Origin of the sequence: Trinickia terrae (assembly GCF_005144415.1) — a bacterium.
Lineage (GTDB): Bacteria > Pseudomonadota > Gammaproteobacteria > Burkholderiales > Burkholderiaceae > Trinickia_A > Trinickia_A terrae.
In genome coordinates, this window is sequence record NZ_SWJE01000001.1 from 567,087 (window position 1) to 586,430 (window position 19,344).

The 19,344-nt window shown below is 62.3% G+C and carries 21 protein-coding genes; 7 read left to right on the forward strand and 14 right to left on the reverse strand.

Annotated features, from left to right (window positions below; genetic code table 11):
* Window positions 1-43: 43 nt before the first annotated feature.
* Window positions 44-1,213 carry an NHL repeat-containing protein gene (locus tag FAZ69_RS02530; protein ID WP_240702071.1) on the reverse strand — a complete coding sequence of 390 codons (1,170 nt, stop codon included), beginning with the start codon at window positions 1,211-1,213 and terminating at the stop codon, window positions 44-46.
* A gap of 282 nt (window positions 1,214-1,495) precedes the next feature.
* Between FAZ69_RS02530 and FAZ69_RS02535 the strand changes: the two genes are divergently transcribed.
* Window positions 1,496-1,888, forward strand: a complete 393-nt coding sequence (locus FAZ69_RS02535; RefSeq protein WP_240702072.1) for a hypothetical protein — start codon at window positions 1,496-1,498, stop codon at window positions 1,886-1,888.
* Between the two features lie 24 nt (window positions 1,889-1,912).
* On the opposite strand, the gene FAZ69_RS02540 is transcribed toward FAZ69_RS02535, so the two are convergent.
* The gene (locus tag FAZ69_RS02540) at window positions 1,913-2,404 is read right to left on the reverse strand and encodes an Lrp/AsnC family transcriptional regulator (protein WP_136892349.1); all 492 of its coding nucleotides are present in this window, start codon (window positions 2,402-2,404) and stop codon (window positions 1,913-1,915) included.
* Window positions 2,405-2,520: 116 nt separating this feature from the next.
* Here FAZ69_RS02540 and FAZ69_RS02545 point away from each other — a divergent pair, with 116 nt between their 5' ends.
* From FAZ69_RS02545 to FAZ69_RS02555, 3 genes are read left to right on the forward strand one after another with little or no spacing between them, the layout of a single operon-like run.
* Window positions 2,521-3,552 (forward strand): histone deacetylase family protein, encoded by a 1,032-nt coding sequence (locus FAZ69_RS02545; RefSeq protein ID WP_136892350.1) that lies wholly within the window; start codon window positions 2,521-2,523, stop codon window positions 3,550-3,552.
* A gap of 60 nt (window positions 3,553-3,612) precedes the next feature.
* Entirely contained in the window at window positions 3,613-4,686 is a 1,074-nt protein-coding gene (ocd, locus tag FAZ69_RS02550; protein WP_136892351.1) for an ornithine cyclodeaminase, read from the forward strand.
* Between the two features lie 43 nt (window positions 4,687-4,729).
* On the forward strand, window positions 4,730-5,863 hold the full coding sequence (locus FAZ69_RS02555; protein WP_439654738.1) for a branched-chain amino acid ABC transporter substrate-binding protein: 1,134 nt from the start codon (window positions 4,730-4,732) through the stop codon (window positions 5,861-5,863).
* A gap of 80 nt (window positions 5,864-5,943) precedes the next feature.
* Here FAZ69_RS02555 and FAZ69_RS02560 read toward each other — a convergent pair whose 3' ends face one another.
* A complete protein-coding gene (locus tag FAZ69_RS02560) occupies window positions 5,944-7,356 on the reverse strand; it encodes a cation:dicarboxylate symporter family transporter (RefSeq protein WP_136892353.1) in 1,413 nt (470 codons plus the stop codon).
* A gap of 26 nt (window positions 7,357-7,382) precedes the next feature.
* On the reverse strand, window positions 7,383-8,753 hold the full coding sequence (locus FAZ69_RS02565) for a class-II fumarase/aspartase family protein (protein ID WP_136892354.1): 1,371 nt from the start codon (window positions 8,751-8,753) through the stop codon (window positions 7,383-7,385).
* A gap of 154 nt (window positions 8,754-8,907) precedes the next feature.
* Between FAZ69_RS02565 and FAZ69_RS02570 the strand changes: the two genes are divergently transcribed.
* Window positions 8,908-9,639: a GntR family transcriptional regulator gene (locus tag FAZ69_RS02570; RefSeq protein WP_136892355.1), complete on the forward strand. Its 732-nt coding sequence runs from the start codon at window positions 8,908-8,910 to the stop codon at window positions 9,637-9,639.
* A 415-nt stretch (window positions 9,640-10,054) separates the two neighbouring features.
* On the opposite strand, the gene FAZ69_RS02575 is transcribed toward FAZ69_RS02570, so the two are convergent.
* Window positions 10,055-11,026, reverse strand: coding sequence for a zinc-binding alcohol dehydrogenase family protein (locus FAZ69_RS02575; RefSeq protein WP_136892356.1), 972 nt, complete (start codon window positions 11,024-11,026; stop codon window positions 10,055-10,057).
* A gap of 56 nt (window positions 11,027-11,082) precedes the next feature.
* Window positions 11,083-11,937 (reverse strand): alpha/beta fold hydrolase, encoded by an 855-nt coding sequence (locus tag FAZ69_RS02580; protein WP_136892357.1) that lies wholly within the window; start codon window positions 11,935-11,937, stop codon window positions 11,083-11,085.
* Window positions 11,938-12,147: 210 nt separating this feature from the next.
* On the opposite strand from FAZ69_RS02580, the gene FAZ69_RS02585 reads away from it, so the two are divergent.
* A complete protein-coding gene (locus FAZ69_RS02585; RefSeq protein ID WP_136892358.1) occupies window positions 12,148-12,780 on the forward strand; it encodes a CGNR zinc finger domain-containing protein in 633 nt (210 codons plus the stop codon).
* A 211-nt stretch (window positions 12,781-12,991) separates the two neighbouring features.
* Here FAZ69_RS02585 and FAZ69_RS02595 read toward each other — a convergent pair whose 3' ends face one another.
* The 6 genes from FAZ69_RS02595 to FAZ69_RS02620 all read right to left on the reverse strand — a co-directional run bounded on the left by FAZ69_RS02595 (window position 12,992) and on the right by FAZ69_RS02620 (window position 16,886).
* On the reverse strand, window positions 12,992-13,363 hold the full coding sequence (locus tag FAZ69_RS02595) for a VOC family protein (protein ID WP_136892512.1): 372 nt from the start codon (window positions 13,361-13,363) through the stop codon (window positions 12,992-12,994).
* Between the two features lie 238 nt (window positions 13,364-13,601).
* Window positions 13,602-14,369 carry an AraC family transcriptional regulator gene (locus tag FAZ69_RS02600; protein ID WP_240702073.1) on the reverse strand — a complete coding sequence of 256 codons (768 nt, stop codon included), beginning with the start codon at window positions 14,367-14,369 and terminating at the stop codon, window positions 13,602-13,604.
* A 62-nt stretch (window positions 14,370-14,431) separates the two neighbouring features.
* Window positions 14,432-15,154 (reverse strand): NAD(P)H-dependent oxidoreductase, encoded by a 723-nt coding sequence (locus tag FAZ69_RS02605; protein ID WP_136892360.1) that lies wholly within the window; start codon window positions 15,152-15,154, stop codon window positions 14,432-14,434.
* Window positions 15,147-15,881 (reverse strand): enoyl-CoA hydratase-related protein, encoded by a 735-nt coding sequence (locus tag FAZ69_RS02610; RefSeq protein WP_136892361.1) that lies wholly within the window; start codon window positions 15,879-15,881, stop codon window positions 15,147-15,149. The genes FAZ69_RS02605 and FAZ69_RS02610 overlap by 8 nt, the downstream gene beginning before the upstream one ends.
* Entirely contained in the window at window positions 15,878-16,330 is a 453-nt protein-coding gene (locus tag FAZ69_RS02615; RefSeq protein WP_136892362.1) for a DUF2000 domain-containing protein, read from the reverse strand. Before FAZ69_RS02615 ends, FAZ69_RS02610 begins: the two co-directional genes overlap by 4 nt.
* A 157-nt stretch (window positions 16,331-16,487) precedes the next feature.
* Window positions 16,488-16,886: a nuclear transport factor 2 family protein gene (locus FAZ69_RS02620; RefSeq protein WP_136892363.1), complete on the reverse strand. Its 399-nt coding sequence runs from the start codon at window positions 16,884-16,886 to the stop codon at window positions 16,488-16,490.
* A gap of 82 nt (window positions 16,887-16,968) precedes the next feature.
* Between FAZ69_RS02620 and FAZ69_RS02625 the strand changes: the two genes are divergently transcribed.
* Window positions 16,969-17,910 carry a LysR substrate-binding domain-containing protein gene (locus FAZ69_RS02625; RefSeq protein ID WP_136892364.1) on the forward strand — a complete coding sequence of 314 codons (942 nt, stop codon included), beginning with the start codon at window positions 16,969-16,971 and terminating at the stop codon, window positions 17,908-17,910.
* 66 nt (window positions 17,911-17,976) lie between these two features.
* On the opposite strand, the gene FAZ69_RS02630 is transcribed toward FAZ69_RS02625, so the two are convergent.
* Both FAZ69_RS02630 and FAZ69_RS02635 read right to left on the reverse strand, forming a co-directional pair.
* A complete protein-coding gene (locus FAZ69_RS02630; protein ID WP_136892365.1) occupies window positions 17,977-18,525 on the reverse strand; it encodes a GNAT family N-acetyltransferase in 549 nt (182 codons plus the stop codon).
* A gap of 33 nt (window positions 18,526-18,558) precedes the next feature.
* Window positions 18,559-19,185: a helix-turn-helix domain-containing protein gene (locus FAZ69_RS02635; protein WP_136892513.1), complete on the reverse strand. Its 627-nt coding sequence runs from the start codon at window positions 19,183-19,185 to the stop codon at window positions 18,559-18,561.
* Window positions 19,186-19,344 lie beyond the last annotated feature (159 nt).

Consider the following 19,344-nt stretch of genomic DNA (forward strand, 5'->3'; position numbering starts at 1 on the left):
ACCTGTCGTTGCGTGGAACGCGGACTGCCTTTTACTGACTGAATCAGTTGCGGTCATCGTCCGGCAACGTCCATACGGTCGCGGCATTGGTGTTGTCGTCCACGGCGGCGAACTGCAATTGGCCGTTGCCGTCGCGTCCGAACGCGATGCCGAATGCGCCGTCGGGCGCCGGATCGATCTGCAATTGCGCGATGAAGCGTCCGTCCGCCGTGAACTCGACGATCTCGCTCGGCTGCTGTGGATCGGCATTGATCGCGTCGCCGTTCGACACGACGAGATGCCCGTTCGGCGCGAGCGCGAGCGCGAGCGGCCCGTGCAGGTGCTTGTTGTCCTGATAGATGAGCCTGCCCACACCGCCGTCGTGTGTCGTGCGCGACGCGCGGTCAATCGCGAATATGGCGTTGTCGGCCGTCGAGGCGACGTAGAGCACGTCTCGATTCGCGTCGAATGCGAGCCCCGTCGGGCCAAGGAGGAACGCGACCGGGTCGCTGCGATGCTGGTAGCCCGACGCAATGACGGTCGAGCTCGATAGCACCTTCACGCCATTCGGTCCGATCGAGAGATCCAAGCGGGAAACGGTCCCGCTCAATACCTCCGCGACGAACACCTTAACCAGCGGTCCCAGATCGAGCACCGTGAGGTCCCACGGTCCGTTCAGCAGTTTTGCATCCTTCAGCTCCGCAACGAGCCCGCCCTGTGGATTGATGACGAGCAAGGAACCGGCCGAGCTGACTGTCACGCCGTCGTTCGACGGCACGTTGCCGACGAGCACGAAGCCGCTTCTGAGCACTGCCAGCGCAGTCGTGAAGCCGAAGTTCTTTCCTTGGAAGAAAGTCACTGGCTTGCCGTTCGCGACAAGCTTGACGATCGTCGTTCCCGTGCCCTGCAGATTCGACTTCGCATTGAAATTCGACACGACGATGTCGCCCGGCTTCAGCGTGCTCCAGGCGGGCACGCCCTTCGGCACGAACGCGATGCCGTAAGGGTTGAGATCGCCGTTATCCGGCACGGTGGACGCGGTGAACGACTGCGGCGGCAGGATCGCTTCATTGTCATGTGCCCATGCGGTGCCGAGCGATAGCGCCGCGAGCCCGGCGCCGCACACCGCGTTGAAGAGACGCCGGAATCTTGATCGGGCGGCATGGGGGACTGTGGAGGAATCGATGCTGCTGGCAGGCGGATCGACGAGGGACAACCGAACCGAGGTTTCCATGGAACACCTCCTGGTTGCGCGGGCTGCCACTGGCTGCGGGGGCAGCCGACAGCCGGCTCCGAAAGAGCTCGCGATGCTTGAATGCAGAGGATCGCTTGCAATAAACGGATCGCGGCAGCCTTTATTCCGCTCCCTTCAAATATTTCCGCGGCGCCCCAATCGCGGAATAGGTGGCCCGCAGCATGCGTTTAGCCAGCATGTTGACCGCCACGTGACGTGCTTAAGGACTTAACTGCTTAACGGAACGGGAGCACGAAGATGAACTGGGTTTGCTGGTGGGTGATGCTTGCCGCCACCTTGTCCCTTGGTGTCGGTTCGAGCGCTGCGGGTATGCCGCAAATCGTAAGCGCAACGTTGCTGTCGAACGCCATTCAGCTCGATATGCACGACGTAAAGGCCGGCGAGGTCACGCTAAACGTGCACAACGCCGGGGGCGATGCCAACGCGCACGAACTCGTCGTGTTGAGAACCGACCGTCCCGACGGATCGCTTCCCGTTGTCAAGGGGCAGGTGCCGGAGCGCAAGTTCATGAAAATCGGCGAGGTCGAGGACGTGGCGCCGGGCAAAAGCAAGCGCTTTACGATCAAGCTCGCGCCCGGCCATTACGTGCTCATTTGCAACAAGGCCGGCCATTACGCCGCCGGCATGCACACGTCGTTGACCGTTGCGCCGTGAGCGGCAAGCCAGACAAGACAAGCTCTAGGCTTCGTCAGGAATCGGAATGCGCGACGAAAACTTCACTTCGCGCAGCGCCAGGTTTGACTGAATCGAAGCGATGCCAGCTTGCCGGCGCAGCACGCGCTCGACGAACTCGCCATACGCGTCAAGATCGGCAGCGACGACCTGCAGGATGTAGTCTGCATCGCCGGTGATCTTGTGGCAGGACAGGACTTCGGGCCGATTGCGGATGACGGCTTCGAAGTTGTCGGCAGTCTTGTCCGAGTGAATGTTGATTCGAATCTGCACGAACGCGAGGAGATTCAGGCCGACGGCGCGCCGATCGATGTTCGCTTGATATCCGGTGATGACGCCTTCGTCCTCCAGATGTTTGCGCCGCCTCCAGCACGGCGTCACGCTGAGCGAGAGCTGCTCCCCGAGCGCGGCATTCGACAGCGAGCCATCGTCCTGAAGCAGGCGCAGCATTGACCGATCGACCGTATCCATTTCAACCTTTGGGCGCTTTGTGCTCATTTTCGTCGTTTCGTAGACAAACTATCCAATAGTCTAGGCTCAGCCGAAATCGAAAGCAAAATCTTTGCACCCGCCCGTCCGTAGACTGTTGGCTATCGTCAACGCGGTAGTCAACCATGCTCACCATCTACAGCAGCGATCATCGCTTGCACCACGGCGTCGAACTGAAGGACGGCGCAGTTTCAGAATCGTTCGAGAAGCCTGCTCGCGCGGAAACCGTTCTCGCACGAGTGAAGGCCGCCGGATTGGGCGGCATCATCGGTCCACAGTCCTATGACCGCTCGAGTTATGTCGGCGCGCACAGCGAGCGGTACATCGAATTCCTGGCAGGCGCGTGGAGCGAATGGATAGCAACGGGCCGGACTTGTCAGGCACTGCCGCTCGTGTGGCCCGTACGGGGATTGCCCAGTATCGAAGTGCCGCAATTCATCGATGGAAAGCTGGGGTTCTTTTCGATGGACGCGGGCTCGCCCATCAACGCGGGTACGTGGGATGCAGTTAGCGCTAGCGCAAACCTGGCGCTCACCGGCATCGACAGACTGTCGGATGGCACGCGCTCCGCGTTCGCGCTGTGCCGCCCGCCGGGCCATCACGCCGGCCGCGAATACATGGGCGGCTATTGCTATTTGAACAACGCCGCGATCGCCGCACAGCATTGCATCGCGCGGGGAGCCGAGCGCGTAGCGATCCTCGACATCGACTTTCATCACGGAAACGGCACGCAAGAAATCTTTTATGACCGTTCCGATGTGTTGTTCATATCGATTCACGGCGACCCGGCAGTCTCCTTCCCGTACTTCTCCGGGCATGCAAACGAACGAGGCGCAGGTCCGGGAGAGGGGTTCAACCTGAACATGCCCTTGCCGAAAGGGACCGCCTTGGACCAATTCGCGACGGCGCTGCATCACGCTGGTGCTGCAATCGCTCGGCATGCGCCCGACGCGCTGATCGTTTCCCTCGGAGTCGACACGTTCGAAGACGACCCCATCAGCCACTTCCGCTTGCGCACGCCCGACTACTTGCGCATCGGAGAAGTGATCGGAAGGTTTGGCGCTCCCACGCTGTTCGTGATGGAGGGCGGCTACATGGTGGACGAGATTGGCGTCAACGCGGTCAACGTCCTGCTCGGCTTTGAAGGCCGGGCCTGACGAGGTTCATGGTGACCGCACCGCGCCATTCGGCAATGGCAAAAGACAGGAGCAGAAGACATGACACGATACATAGATGTGAATGATGTTTCGAAGCTGGTTCAGGAAGCCGGCGTGACGCGCGTCCTGATCTCGATGGCGAGCTACATCGAGCAGGACTACCGCCGGTGGCATACGTTCGAGAAGACAGCGCGCCTGGCGAGTCACTCGACCGACGGCGTCATCGAGCTGATGCCGACATCCGACGCAAAGCTCTATTCGTTCAAGTACGTCAACGGGCACCCCAAAAACACGAAAGAGGACTTGCTGACCGTGATGGCTTTCGGCGTGCTCGCGGATGTCGACACCGGCTACCCGTTGCTGCTCAGCGAGATGACGTTGACGACCGCGATTCGCACGGCGGCGACGTCGGCGCTTTTTGCACGCTTTCTCGCGCGCAAAGACGCTCGCTCGATGGCGTTGATCGGCAACGGCGCGCAAAGCGAGTTTCAAGCGATCGCCTTTCACGAGATGCTCGGCATCGACGAGATCCGCGTGTTCGACGTCGACGAAGCGGCAACGGATAAGCTCGTTCGCAACCTCGCCCGGTTCAGGGGGCTTCGTATCGTTCGCAGCGCCTGTGCGGCGGACGCGGTGCGCGGCGCGGATATCGTGACGACGGTAACGGCGGACAAGACGAACGCGACCATTCTGACGCCGGACATGATCGAGGACGGCATGCACATCAATGCCGTCGGCGGCGATTGCCCGGGAAAGACCGAGCTGCACGCGGATGTGCTGCGCCGATCACGGGTCGTCGTGGAATACGAACCTCAAACGCGTATCGAGGGCGACGTCCAGCAATTGCCGCCCGAGTTCCCTGTCGTCGAGTTCCATCGAATTCTGTCGGGCGACGAAAAGGGCCGCGAATCCGCCTCGCAGGTGACGGTATTCGACTCGGTAGGCTTCGCGCTCGAAGACTTTTCCGCGCTGCGCTACCTGCATGCGGTTTCGCGCGAGCGGCTGATCGGCATCGAACTCGACCTGATTCCGGCACCGCACGACCCGAAGGATCTTTACGGCTTGGCAGTCGGCAGCGGGATTGGCGAGCACGCGAAGCCGGTTGCGCTGGCACAGGGCGCCATCCGGCATTGAAAACGAAGCGGCACGCGAGTGCGCTATACAAGGAGAAATGGAGATGAGACGAAATACCTGGAGCAGCATGATGGCGGCAGCGGCGATTGCCTTTCCTTTCGCGGCCCACGCGGACGAAACGGTGCGGATTGGTCACGTTGCACCGCTTACCGGCGCTATCGCCCACCTGGGCAAGGACAGCGAGAACGGCGCGCGGCTCGCCATCGAGGAAATCAATGCAAGCGGCCTGGTAGTCGGCGGACAACGCGTCACATTGCAGCTCGATCCGCAAGACGACGCGGGCGATCCTCGTACCGCCACGCAGGTCGCCCAAAAGCTTGTTGACGATAAAGTGGTCGGCGTCGTCGGCCATTTGAATTCCGGCACGTCGATTCCCGCTTCGCGGATCTACAAGGAGGCCGACATCGTCGAAATCTCACAGGCGGCCACCAATCCGGCCTATACGAAGCAGGGATTCAACACGACCTATCGCGTGGTCGCAACGGATGCGCAGCAAGGACCGGCATTGGCGGAGTACGCGGCAAAGAGCCTTGGCGTGAAGACGGTGGCGATCGTCGACGATGCCACCGCTTACGGGCAGGGGCTTGCCAACGAGTTCGAGAAAGCTGCGAAGGCCGCCGGCATGAGCGTGGTGTCACGGGACGCGACGAACGACAAGGCGGTCGATTTCCGCGCAATCGTCACGAAAATCAAGGGAGAGAATCCCGATGCGATCCTGTATGGCGGCATGGACGCAACGGGTGGTCCGTTCGCGAAGCAGGCCCGGCAGTTGGGCGTGCGAGCAAGAATTCTGGGCGGCGACGGCGTCTGCTCGACTGACGTCATGAAACTCGCGGGCCCGGCCGCCGACAACATCGTGTGTTCCGAGGCCGGAATGGCGCTCGAGAAAATGCCGGGCGGACCGACGTTCGTACGGAAATACGAGGCCCGCTTTCACCAGCCGTTGCAGGTGTACGCCCCCTTCTCCTACGACGCGGTGTACATCATTGCCGACGCGATGAAGCGGGCGAATTCGACCGACCCGGCGAAGATCCTGGCCGCCATGCCGTCCACCCGCTACAAGGGTGTGATCGGCGAGACGAGCTTCACTGCCGAGGGCGATCTCCAGCATGGCGCGATCTCGATCTTCTCGTACAAGGGCGGCAAGAAGGTCCTGCTTGACGTCGTGCGAATGTAAAGCAGCCTGACCGGCGCCGGAGGCCCGTTGGTCTCCGGCGTCGCCGCCGATCGATCGCTGTTTCAGCCTGCCGCCTCGGATCAATGAGAGGTGCCTGCGGCCTTCAACGGGATGCCCGAAGGATGGGGATTGGCGTCGTTGGTATCTTCGGGCAGCAGGTTTCCGTCATCGAGTCTCGCATCCGCGCAAGCGGTCTCGGGATAGCGCTCAGGGTGCAGATGCCGCAGCGCGGCCTGCCTGTCGAACGTGCCGGACCATCTGGCGACGACCACCGTCGCCAGGCTATTGCCGATCGTGTTGCAGGTCGCGATCGCCATCGACATGAAGCGATACACGCCGAAGATCAGCGCGAGCCCTTCCACCGGGAGCATGCCGGTCGATGTCACCGTTGCCGCGAACACGACGAAGGATCCGCCCGAGACGGTTGCGGCGCCCTTGGAAGTCAGCAGCATCAAGAGCAGGATGCCGAGCTGGTGCTCGAACGTGATGGGTACGTTGTAGGCGTGAGCGATGAACATGACGCCCATCGCCATGAAGATCGACGTGCCGTCGAGGTTGAACGCGTAGCCGGTGGGCAACACGAGCCCGACGGTCTGCTTGGCGCAGCCGAGCCGTTCGAGCTTGATCAAGAGCCGCGGCAACGCGCTTTCCGAGGAGGCCGTGCCGAGCACGATCAGGATTTCGTCCTTGATGTAGCGCATGAAGCGCCACATGCTGAATCCCGCCAGCCTTGCGATGAGGCCCATCACGACGACGATGAACAGCACGATGACCGCATAGAAGCTCAATACCAGCTGCGCGAGCGCAATCAGAACGGCCGTCCCGTTGCTGCCTACCGCGAACGCGACCGCACCGAAGGTCCCAAGCGGCGCGAGCTTCATCACCAGATTGATGAACGAGAACAACACCTCGGAAACGAGGTCGAGCCCCGCGTTGATCCGCACGCGCCGCGCCTCGGGAATGGCGAGGATGCCGATTCCCACCATGACGGCAAGCACGACGACTTGAAGCAATTCCCCTTTCGCGAAGGCTCCGATGAAGTTGTCCGGCACGAGGTGCATGACGAAGTCATGGAAGCCCTGAGGCGCTGCCTTTGCCGCCGTGGCCGGCACCGCGCCGACCGCCACGGCCGTCATGCCCTGGCCAGCGGGAATGAGGTTGCCGGCGAGCAGGCCGACCGCCAGCGCCAGGGTAGACACGGCTTCGAAGTAGACGACCGAGCGCCAGCCGACCCGGCCGGCGCTCCTGACATCGCCTGCCGAAGCGATGCCGTGCACGATGGTGAGAAACACGAGCGGTGCGACACCGGCCTTGATCAGCGCAAGGAAGATGTCGCCGAAGATCTTGAGCGGTTCGCCGAACTTCGGAAAAACCAGGCCGGCGGCGATGCCGAGCACGAGGGCCGCCAGAACCTGCATACCCAGCTTCCTGTACCACGGCCGCCTGGCGGCCGGTGCGGCCGACGCGTCGCGCGATGCCTCATGGCTATTCATGTTGTCTGCTCCTCCATGTCTTCCGTTCAGATTTCGCGGGACAGTGCGACGGCCCGGTCGACCATTTGCGGTGCGAGACCCAGATAGTTGGCGGGATCGGTCATCCGTTCGATCGCATCGCGGTCGAAGTGCCGTGTGACCGCCGGCAGCGCCGCTAATGCATCGGCGAGCGAGCCGCCCGTTTCGTTCGCTGCGCGGCAGGCGTCGTAGACGATGTCGTGTGCCTGCTGGCGGCCCGTGAAGGGCGCCAACTGCATCATGGCCGCCTCGGCGACGATGAGGCCGCGGCTGATGCCGAGGTTGTGCTTCATGCGCTCGGCGTCGACGATCAGTCCGCCGAGTGCGAACTTCGCCTGATGCAGTGCGCCCGAGGTCAGAATGAAGCTTTCGGGAATGGCGATCCATTCCGCGTGCCAGGGGCCCGTGGCGCGCTCGAAGTCCTGGATCATCGCGTCGACCATGAGCCCCGCGTGCTGGCGCACGGCTTTCGCCGCGGCAAGCATCAGTTCGCTGGAGATCGGATTGCGCTTTTGCGGCATCGTGCTGCTGGCGCCGCGTCCCTTGACGAACGGCTCGTACACTTCTGCGAACTCGTTCGACGCCATGATCATGATGTCGACGGCGATCTTGCCGAGCGAGCCCGTGACGAGCGCCAGGAAGTTGACGGCTTCGGCGAAGCCGTCGCGCGCGACGTGCCACGTCGTGGCGGGCACACCTAGCTTCAGTTCCTCAGCCAGCGCTTGCTGCACCGCGAAGCCGTCGCTGCCGAGCGACGCGAGCGTGCCGGCGGCGCCCGCGAATTCCACGACTGCAACGCGCGGACGCAACTCCCCAAGCCGCTGCTGGTGCCGGTCGAACATCGCCAGCCAGACGGCCGCCTTGTAGCCGAACGTGACGGGCAGCGCCTGCTGCAGATGCGTGCGGCCCGCCATCGGCGTGTTCCTGTGCTTCTCGGCAAGAGCGGCAAGGATCGCGCGCAGTTCGCGAATGTCGCCATCGATCGAATCGAGGGCGTCGCGAACTTGCAGAGACACCGCCGTATCCATGATGTCTTGCGTCGTTGCCCCCCAGTGCACGTAGCGGCCCGCGTCCCCGCACATGCCCACGAGCTGGTGCACGAGCGGCAGGATCGGATAGCCGACGATGTCCGTCTCCTCGCGCATGTGGTCGAAATCGATGCGCTCGATCTTCGATTCGCGCGCAATCACCTCGGCGGCGTCCGCGGGAATCACGCCGACGCGCGCCTCCGCCTTCGCAAGCGCGACTTCGACGTCGATATAACGCTGCACGAGCGCGTGGTCGGAGAAGAGTGCGCGCATCTTTGCGGTGCCGAACGCATCACGGAACAGGATGGAATCAACGACGGTGCTGGAAAGTGGAAGGGTGTGGCTGGTCATGGCGGTCTTCGAAGAGAGAAAACTGGGTAGCGGACAAGGTCTGTTCGGCTATATGTCCGGACATATTTAATCTAATATGTTCGAACATATCGCTCAATGATGATTTACCCTAAACTCGCACCCACGACCTACCCACGACCGTTTAGCAGTGAATATGAACAGACCCCATTTCGCCGAGATCGCCCAGGACCTGACTGAAGGGATCGCGGCCGGCCGCTATCCGGTCGGCTCGTACCTGCCGACCGAGCTCGAGCTGCGCGACCGATACCAGACAAGCCGGCACACGATTCGCGCGGCGTTGCACGAGCTTCAGCAGCTCGGGTTCGTGTCGCGCCGCAAGAACGCGGGGACGCGCGTGGAATCGGCCCAGCCGCGGAACGATTTCCGCCCGTCGCTGGCGTCGGTGGAGGATGTCGTGCAGTTCGGCACGGAGCATCTGCGCGTGGTGCAGTCGGCCGAAGAGATCGCCGCGGACGCGACGCTTGCCAAGGTCCTGCATTGCGAGGAGGGGACGCGGTGGCTGCGCATTTCGAGCCTGCGCGTCGAAAGCGACAGGAAGCGGCCTCCGATCGGCTGGACCGACGTCTTCATCGATCCGGCCTACCGTGAAATCGCGGACGCGGCGCGCAACGAGCCGGACAGGCTGATCAGCTCATTGATCGAGGCGCGCTATGGTCGATGCGTGTCCGAGATACAGCAGAACGTCCACGCGGTGAACGTCTCGAAAGAGATGGCGGCCCGGCTGCAGATGCCGGCTGGGACGGCTGCGCTGGAAATCGTGCGTCGTTACATCGATTCCACCGGCATCGCATTTGAAGTCTCGATCAGCATTCATCCAGCCGATCGCTTTTCGGTATCAATGAGGCTGAAGCGCTCCGAGGTTTGACCAGTCCTTGACGGACGCGGAGGCGGGCGTGTCGAACTGACCTCTGAAGCAAACGTGATTCCCGACGGGGCCGGCCAGCATGCCTGCGGTATCGCGCGTCATTTTCCACTGCGAGCCCAGTGCGAAGTGGAAGGTGTGGAGACGATCAAGACAAGGGCAGGCTCATTCGCCGCGGTCAAGATCAGGATGTGACCGCGAAGGCGGCTTTCAAAGTACAACGGTCACGCCCGCCGTTGTATCGATCGACAGCTACTCGGCGGCCAAAGCGTTCGTCCGCGTCAATTCAAACCGGTAGCGAACCACTGCTTTCTGCTATCACTGCGAGCCGGCCGTAGTCCGCTGGCAGTGGACAATTGGAGCGCGCGATTCTCATGGACGACCATCAATTCCCGTCGTCCCATGAGCACCTGGTCGGTCAGAGGACGACGACCATCTTTCCGCCAGCTTCGTTGGCTTCCATCACCCGATGCGCTTCGCGGATTTCATCGAAACCGAACACACGGGACGGCTTTGCCTTGAGACGGCCGGCGGCGACGTCTTCGGCAATCTTTTGAAGCGGTACGTCGGAAAGCGGAAAACCGGGCGTGCCGAACACGAAGCTGGCGAAGAACGTCAGATCAACGCCGCTCGGCATTTGCGCCAGCGGGTTGAAATCGGCTATCGGAGCGAGGCCGCCGAGCCAGCCCGCAAGACAAGCCCGACCGCCGCGCCGCAACATGGCAAGCGAGTCGAGAACCGTGCTATTGCCGACGAGGTCGAGCACCGCATCGATGCGCTTTGCTTCGGCGATGCGCTTCGACAGATCGGGGCCTTCGATCTCTGCGCGCGAGGCGCCGAGACCTTCAAGCATCGTAAAGCGTGCCGGACTGCGCGTCGTCGCGATGACCTTTGCGCCGGCGTTCACAGCGAGGTTGACTGCCGCCTGTCCAAACGACGACGTCGCGCCACGGACGACCAACGTTTGCCCTTTTTCGATCTCGAGATTGCGGAACAGACACGTCCACGCGGTCGCGTAGGTTTCCGGAATCGCCGCGAGCTCCGCCCACGGCAGGTCGGACTCGATCAGCGCCACGTTCGACGCGGGCGCCCGCGTATATTGCGCGTAGCTGCCGTTGATGGTTCGTCCGAGGCCGCCCATCAACGCAGCGACTTTCGCGCCGACAGGAAATTCGCTGCCAGGACACGACTTTACGACGCCCACGCATTCGATGCCGCTGACCTTGGCAGCTTCGGCCCACTCGCCTCGCCGCATATGCAGCTCGGCATGGTTGAGGCCGAAAGCCATGATTTCGATGACCACATGACCTTCCAGTGGCTCGGGTTCCGGCAGTTCCGTATAGACGAGGCTATCGAGGCCGCCGAACTTTTCGAGCACGATTGCGCGCATGACTATTCTCCTGATGTTTGATGGCACTGCTGTTGATGCTGGCGAGGCGCTGCACGTCAGCGAATGAGGAACTCAGAAATGGCCGCGGCGATCTCCGCGGCGTGCGTTTCCAGCGCGAAATGCCCGGTATCGAAGAAGCGCACTACCGCGCCTGGCATGTCGCGCCGGAATGCCTCGGCGCCTGCCGGCAAGAAGAACGGATCATTCTTTCCCCACACGGCGAGGAAGGGCGGCTGATGAGTGCGGAAATACTGTTGAAACGCGGGATACAGCGCGACGTTGCTGCGATAGTCGGCGAACAGATCGAGCTGAACCTCGTCCGCGCCGGGTCGGCTCAGATAGAAGTCGTCGAGCGAGTAGCCGTCCGGTGACACGCGAGTCGTGTCGTGAACGCCATGCGTGTATTGCCAGACGGTCGTTTCGTGCGTGAGCAGCGCACGAAGGGCCTCGCGATTGGCGCGCGAAGCATCCTGCCAATACGCGCGGATCGGATTCCAGCCCTCGCTCAACCCTTCTTCGTAAGCGTTGCCGTTCTGCGAAATGATCGCGGCGATCCGTTCGGGATGCTTGAGCGCAAGCCGGAAACCCGTCGGCGCACCGTAGTCGAACACGTAGACGGCAAAGCGATCGAAACCGATCACCTCGGTGAAGCGGTCGATGACATTGGCGATGTTGTCGAACGTGTACACAAATGCGCCCCGACCTGGCATGTCCGACTGTCCGAAGCCAGGCAGATCCGGAGCAACGATGTGGAACCGGTGGGCGAGCCTCGGGATCAGGTCGCGGAACATGTGGCTCGAACTCGGAAAGCCGTGCAGGAGCAGGAGTTTCGGGGCGCCCGATCGACCCGCTTCGCGGTAGAACACCTTGAAACCGTCGACGTCGGCATGGCTATAGGCGATAGAGGACATGGTTTCCCTCCGCAGGTAAGCAGGATTGGACAAGTGATGAACGCCGGCGTCTGACTGTCAGCACGACAGGTCGCTGATGCTCATACATCGAGGCAGGCAATGTAACCTTGCTGTCGTTGTTTTAAAGGTTACTCATCGAGTATGTAACTTGTCAAGCGTGTTTTTAGTGGTTACGATGTGAGCATCGTTACTTCACATTCGTCATGAGAGATGGACTACCGTCAGATTCCCGCGATATTCGTGGCCGATGCACCGGGCCTCGATTTCCTGAACTCGGTTGCAACGCCGGTGGATGAGGAGGTCGACTGGATCAGCGACGGGGAGGGCTTGCTGGCCTGGTTGGAACAGGCAGGGCTGGTGCCTCGCGCCGCGCTCGCGGCGATACGGACGCGGTCCACGCCGGCTCAACTCGACGCCGTTGCGGCGCAGGCGCGCGCGCTGCGGGAGTGGTTCAGGGGCTTCGTCCAGAAGCGAAAGGGGCGGCCGCTGGCCGCCAGGGATGTGCGTGAGCTGGAGCCACTGAATCAACTGCTCGAGCGGGACGAACGAAACGGCGAAGTCGTGGCTAATGTCACCAACGGCGTGACGACGTTTGAATTTCGTGAGAATCGGCGCTGGCAATCACCGGAGTCGTTACTGATGCCCATTGCCGAGGTGTTGGCGAAACTCGTGTGTGAAGAAGATTTCACGCACGTGAAGGCGTGCGAAGGTCCGCGGTGCACGTTGATGTTTGCCGATCACACGCGAGGCCACGCGCGCCGGTGGTGCAGCATGGCGATCTGCGGGAACCGCGCGAAGGTGGCGGCTCACCGGAAAAGGCTCAAGGAACGGGAGAACGGCTGACACGACGGCGGCAGCGGCAGCAAACCGGCTGTTGTGCCGGCGTGTCTCGATCGTCGATTCTCTTCGTGTCGTCGAATGCGTGGGGATGCCACTGGAGCCCGCTATTTCGGATTTCCGGCGTGCTGGATCAATCCCGCAGGCAATGTCTTCGAAGAGATGGGCCAGGCACCGGACTGGCAAGTGCGCGGTCTTGACGACCTACTGCGGTTATTCAATAAGGGCGGGTCATGACCTCAAGAAAATGACCGTCAGGATCGTTGAAATACATTCCCCGGCCGCCGTTGTGCAGATAGGTTTCGCCGGCACGCTGTTTGCTGGGATCGGCCCAGTATTGAAGCGCTCTATCACGAATACGAGCGAAGACGCGGTCGAATTCGTCCTCACTGATCAGAAACGCATAGTGCTGCCTGGAAATCGCGCTGTCGCTTTCGACGAAGTCGAGCGAAACGCCGTTGTCGAGTTGAACGACCAGCATCTGCCCGAACTCAATGGAACTCGGAAGCCCCAGGATGTCCACGAGGAACCTTGTCGACTTCTGCTTATCGCTGCACCAGACGATAGTGTGGTTTAGCTGTACGCCCATGTTGCGACCCTCACCGAATTGGCTGAGTATGCCCTTCTGGCCAAGACCGAGTTCCTGTCTCGCCATGGATTCAACATAGCCGACGCCTGATGGCATTCAAGTGAAATGTGACTGCGACCGGCAGATGATGGCCGACTACTGCCTGATGCGGTCGACGGAAATCGATCCATCGTCTTCAATCAACCCCAATCTCACCAATGGTTGCTTGCTCGTTCTCATCAGGTGCCCGCTAACGGGTTCATGCAAAGGCGTTCTGATAGACCTTCGGTGTCACGCCGGTTTGTTGCTTGAACACGCGCGTGAAGTGCGCCTGGTCGGCAAAGCCGGTTCGCGCACCGACCTCCGCAATGGGGCTGCCGTCACGCAGCATCGGCATCGCGATGCGCACGCGCTCCTGCTGCAGAAAGGCGTGCGGACTCAGTCCCGCTCCGCGCACAAAGGCACGCAGCAGCACGAATGGCGTGACGCCAAACTCGCAGGCGAGTGTCGACAGGGTCACCCGTGCATGCAAGTCCTCGCGAAGGCGGCTCTTGACCTTGCGTATCAGAGCAGGCTCGCTGCGCACGACGGGCAGGTCGACAGAGCGGCCCGCGTGCCGCGCGTGCAGGCCGGCGACGGCACAGGCCAGCGCTTCACTGCGCTTGAAGGGATCGTCGTCCATCTCGGAGCACCAGTTCACGCCATAGAGGTGCCGCGACAGTTCGGCGTCGACGACGAACGGGCTCGCCAGCTCGAATCGCTCACACCGGGGAATGCCGAGCCTTTCGCAGTAGGCGGCCAGCGCCGCCGGCTGCACATGTTCGACGCGCATCTTCCACTGGCCGTCGCCGGCGGCGGCGCCCGCGTGCACCACATCGGCATCGATGACGATGACGTCGCCGCGGCGGCATAAGCGCCGCTGGTCCCGAACCTCGACTGCAAGGACCCCGCCGGTGATCACCGCAAGGCAGTGCGTATCGTGTGCGTGCGGCGGATAGCGGTGGCCGACGAACTGGCCCTTGAGCATGACCGCGTCCATGACGTCCGGCGCACGCCAGAGCTTGATCGAACGAGTCGGCGCTGTAGCTTTCATGATGAGACGGACAGTGGAAGAGGCCGGAACACGTCATCATATTCCTCGAGCCGTGGCATCGGAATGCGCGGTTGCTCGTCGAGTCTCTCGATGAAGCCGCTCCAGCGCGTCAGCGTGTCCGCCCGCTGCGCGTCCGAGCAGTATGGGACGTGCCAGGCAAAGAACGGCTCGAGCACTTCATAGCCGACATATCCCAACGTGCCTTGCAGCAGATGGCGCAGCATGCCGCCCGCCAGTTCGCCATGGATGCCTTGCGCACCGAACATGTGCTCCCGCCCCCCGAGGGTGACGCCGACGACGGCCCGCTTGCCCGCCATGCCGCCGCGACCGTAAATGCGCTTGCCGCCGTACAGCGCGCCGGATAGGAAGCAGCGGTCGATCCAGCCTTTGATCAGCGCGGGCACCGAGAACCAGTAGAGCGGGAACACCAGCATCAGCGTGTCGCTGGCCAACAGCGCGTCGACCTCTCGCCGAATGTCGGGCGCAAGCGTATTGCGCTCGAGCGCTTGGCGTTGCTCCAATGCATAGACGAGGTAGTCGCTGTTGGCGCGTTCGGCGAAATCGCTGGCGCGAACCACCGGATCGAACTCGAGCGCGTACAGGTCCGAAAAACTCACTTCGTCGCCGCGCAACTCCATCAGGCGCCGGGCTTCGTGGGCCATGGCCGTGCAGAAGGAGAGCGGCTCCGGGTGGGCGTGGACGAGGTGAACTTTAGCCATGAGGGATCGATGTCCAGGTGACAGCGGGGATGAAGGCGTTGAGATGGGCGAGCTCATTTTCGATCGCCTCTCGCGCAGGCAGAGCCGAGCCCTTCAGCAACAGGCGCCGCGTGGCCTGGAGGGCGCTCGGCGGTTTGGCGGCGAGGCGCATGGCGTAATCGTGAGCCGATGCGCGCACCTCCGTGTCCGGCACGACGCACGAGACGAATCCGTGCCGCAAGGCTTCCGCCGCCGTTATCGGGCGGCCGCTCATCAACCAGTCGCGTGCCACCAGATCGCCGACCCGGCGAGCCAGCAAAGCCGTTGCCCCGGCTTCGGGAACGATGCCGAGATCGGCAAATGGAAATCGGAACATCGCGCTCTCGCCGGCGACCACCCAGTCGGCGTGCAACAGCATCGTCGCGCCGAAGCCCACCGCTGCGCCGTTGACGGCAGCCAGCAACGGCTTGGGTTGCTCCGCGAACGCGTTGATGCAGCGCGCGACCGCGCCGTTGGCGGCCTGCGGCCATAGCGTCCCGAATGCGGCGGTGTCGTGGCCCGAGCAGAAACTATTGCCGGTTCCGTGCAGCAGCACGCAATGCACGCGTATGTCGCCCTGTGCGAGGCGCAGCGCGTTCGCCAATGCGTCGAACATCATGCCATCGAGCGCGTTGCGCTTGTCCGGGCGGTTTATCCCGATGGACCAGATCTGGCCATCGAGCTCCGATGTGATGTTGGCTTCCATCATGCGAACAGAGAAAAGCCGCCGACCAGTTTGCCGATTCTGTTCCTCGTCCCGACCAGGCCGACCGCCAGGTATTGCAGCGACTCGCCGGAGAGCGCTTGGACGGCATTCATAAAGGCGTCGTAGTCGGTGGTGGCCTGTCCTTGCACAGGAAAATCCACCACGTCGCAGTGCGCCAGCGATTTCTCGCGAAGCTCGCTCAATTGATGAGCCGTGGCCTTGAGCACCGGAATGCCGATCGGAATGAGGCCCGGGTGCGTCGTGCCATCCCGCTCCCGCAGAGGCGCTCCCACGAGATGGCTGTGACGTTGGCCCAGCGTGAACGCCACCACCGCGGCTGCGTTCGACGCCTTGCCGGGCGGCAGTGCTTCATCCACGACGATGACACAACGCTCCGGCTTGCGCGGAGCCTCCGTGTCGTTCGCAGGGTGTGCTTCGGTTTGCAATAACAACGTCTCTCTCCTGAAGAAAAAGCCTTGGAGAGAATGCTAGGGAAGCTTTTGCCAAAAGTATTGAACGATTTTGCAGGAGCCGGGGCGAAGTGATCGCGGCGCCGGGGCAGGCCATGCCGAGCCGGGCGGTAAATCCGGTGATTCGATCTCCTCCCCGCTACGCGTACTTATCCCCAACCGTGCTGCGAACCGGATGAGTATCGTAGACGATGATCATCCGTTCGATCAGCCCGCTGTCGTCGAACTCGAACACGTCGACACACTCGAAGCGCACAGCCGAACCATCTTTCAGCCCCCAGTCATAAATGAAGTAGCCTGTTGCGCGTGGCGCCCCCGTTGCGCTGATGCAGATGTCGATGGGTGTGATCTTGCTTTCCCCCGATGCCGCGTCGACCTTTGCAAAAAATGGCGCGGGCTGCATCCAGCCGAGAAACGGCGAGAAGATCCGGGCGTCCGGCGTGAACAACGCACAGATCGCGTCGACATTGCCGCGTTCCAGCGCTTGGAGGTAGGTGCGAATCTGCTGCGTGTAAAGTGATTCCGACGATAAGGCCACAATTCATCTCCGATCATTCGTTGACAACCGGGTCCGTTCAAAAGAACAGGGTCTCCGGTACACGCACGATAGCGATGCACTCATGACCGAACAATCGAAAAATTCGCAAACCGGGTATGCGGCGCATGCATATCCGCTGGCCGACCTGACGCGGCCCCTCCCTCCGCTGGCAGCGTTTCAGGCATTCGTCGCCGCGGCGCAGCTGGGCAGTGTCAGTCGAGCAGCAGAGCATCTGTGCCGGACACAAGGCGCAGTGAGCCGTCAGATCCAGCAATTGGAAGCGCATTACCGATGCGCGCTCTTCGCGCGTCATGCGTCGGGTTTGACGTTGACGGCAGAAGGCAACGCGCTGCTAAGCGTCGCGGTCAACGTGCTCACGCAACTGGTTCAGCACGCAAAAACTCACGATGGGACGAAGCCGGCCCTCACGCTGAGGTTGCCGTCCACCTTTGCGATCCGCTGGCTGCTTCCGCGACTGCCTGACATCGAGCGGGCGCTGAGCGGAACGGAGCTCCGCATCTCGACATCGGCGGACGACACGCCGGATTTCTCGGCGCCCGACGTCGACGCCATCGTCGTGCGCGGGACAGGGCAGTGGAGCGGTATGGAGTCGATGGCGCTGTTTGCCGAATCGCTCACGCCGATGTGCACGCCCGCATTGGCCGCATCGCTGAAATCCGCAGCCGACCTTGCTCATGCCACTTTGCTCCATCCCGGACCGAGCCATGCGGAGTGGCGATGCTGGCTCGACCACGTTGGAGCAGGGCGGATCGACGCGGGGCGTGGGCCGGTATTCGATACCCTCGAACTGACGCTCACGGCGGCGATGGAGGGGCACGGCGTTGCGATTGGCGATCCACGCATGGCAAGGGATCGACTCCGGACAGGGTCACTGGTGACGCCGTTTGACGACTCGGCCCAAAACGGCCTTTCCTATTTCCTCGTCTATCCGCCCCAGCGCGCGGCACAGCCCAAGATTCGCGCCCTCGCCGACATCTTGCTGCGGCTTGCACGGGAAGATTGATCGACAGACGAGATTGCGGGCTGGATAAACGGAGCGAACGACGCTTCAAGACGCGCCTTCATTCCATCAGCCGTCCTGCGGCTGCAAGGGCGTCTCCAGGTTGAGCTGATAGAACGCGGCATCCAGCCAGCGGCCGAACTTGAAGCCGACTTGCGTGAAGGTGCCCGCATGCACAAAGCCCATCCGCGTGTGCAAGCCGATGCTGCCGGTATTGCTGGCATCGATGCAGCCCACCAGAACGTGGAGCTGAGCTTCGCGCGCACGCCGGATCAGTTCGTTCAACAACAGTTTGCCGAGTCCTCGGCCGCGCTGTTCGTGATGCACGTAGACGCTGTGTTCCACCGTGTACTTGTAGGCTGGAAACGCCCGGAACGTCCCCCAGCTGGCGAAGCCCAGCAATCGCCCTGATGCATCGACCGCGCCGACGACCGGAAAGCCGTTTGCGCGCTTCGTGGCGAACCAGGTCTCCATGGCTTGCGGGGGGCGAGGCACGTAGTCGTAGAGAGCGGTTGAATTGACGATGGCCTCGTTCAGGATCTCCAGGATGGCCGAAGCATGCTCGGCTTCGGTGCAGTCGATCGGGCGCACGTCGTTATCCGGCACGGAGGAATTCATTAAAAGCTCCTGTTGACTGAAGGCTGAAAAAAATCAGGCAGTTCTCGCGCCCGTTGGAGCGAGCTCGTCGCAGATGGCCACGATGTATCGCGCGGGCTTGGCGGTGGGATTGCTATAGAGGAGCGGTTGATCCAGGCGCATGGCCAGGCAGTCGCCCTCGTTGAGCACATAAAGCTGGGCGCCGAGCATGACGTCGATACGCCCCTTCACGACCCAGACCTGCTGCTGAAAGACTTTCTCACGTCCACCTGTTTCATAGGCCACGCGCGCGCCAGGCGGGAAGTCCACTTCGACCAGTTGAATGGGCGAGGGCCAGCCGGGCGGCGAGAGCGCTCGCCGCAAGTAGCCGGACTCCGGGTCGCGCCATTGGGATTGCTGGGCGCGTCGCACCAGCGGCTGCGCGGGCTCCTCGTCTGGCCCGCCGCTGAACAGATGCGCCAGCGACACGCCGAGCCCGGCGGCCAGTTTTTCCAGCACGACTGCCGTCGGGCTGGTGCCGGCGCGCTCGATCAAGGAAATCATGGACCGGCTGACGCCGCAGCGCGTGGCGAGCGCGTCGAGCGTGTAGCCGCGCGCAGACCGCAATTCGCGCACCCGGCGGGCGATGCGCTCGTTGACGCCGGTGTCGTCGTGGCTGGCAGGGTCTTTGGATTCCATCATGATGCACGAATATTCCAACATGATGGAATCCAAGTCAACCTCGACCGTTGCGGAATTCCCTGGCGCAGGGAGCATCCGCCTGTGCGGTAGGGCGCGTTGGCGATGTCGAGCCGGCGACGGCCCGCTTCGGAAATCAGTGCATTTGTTCGCGTCGCCGTT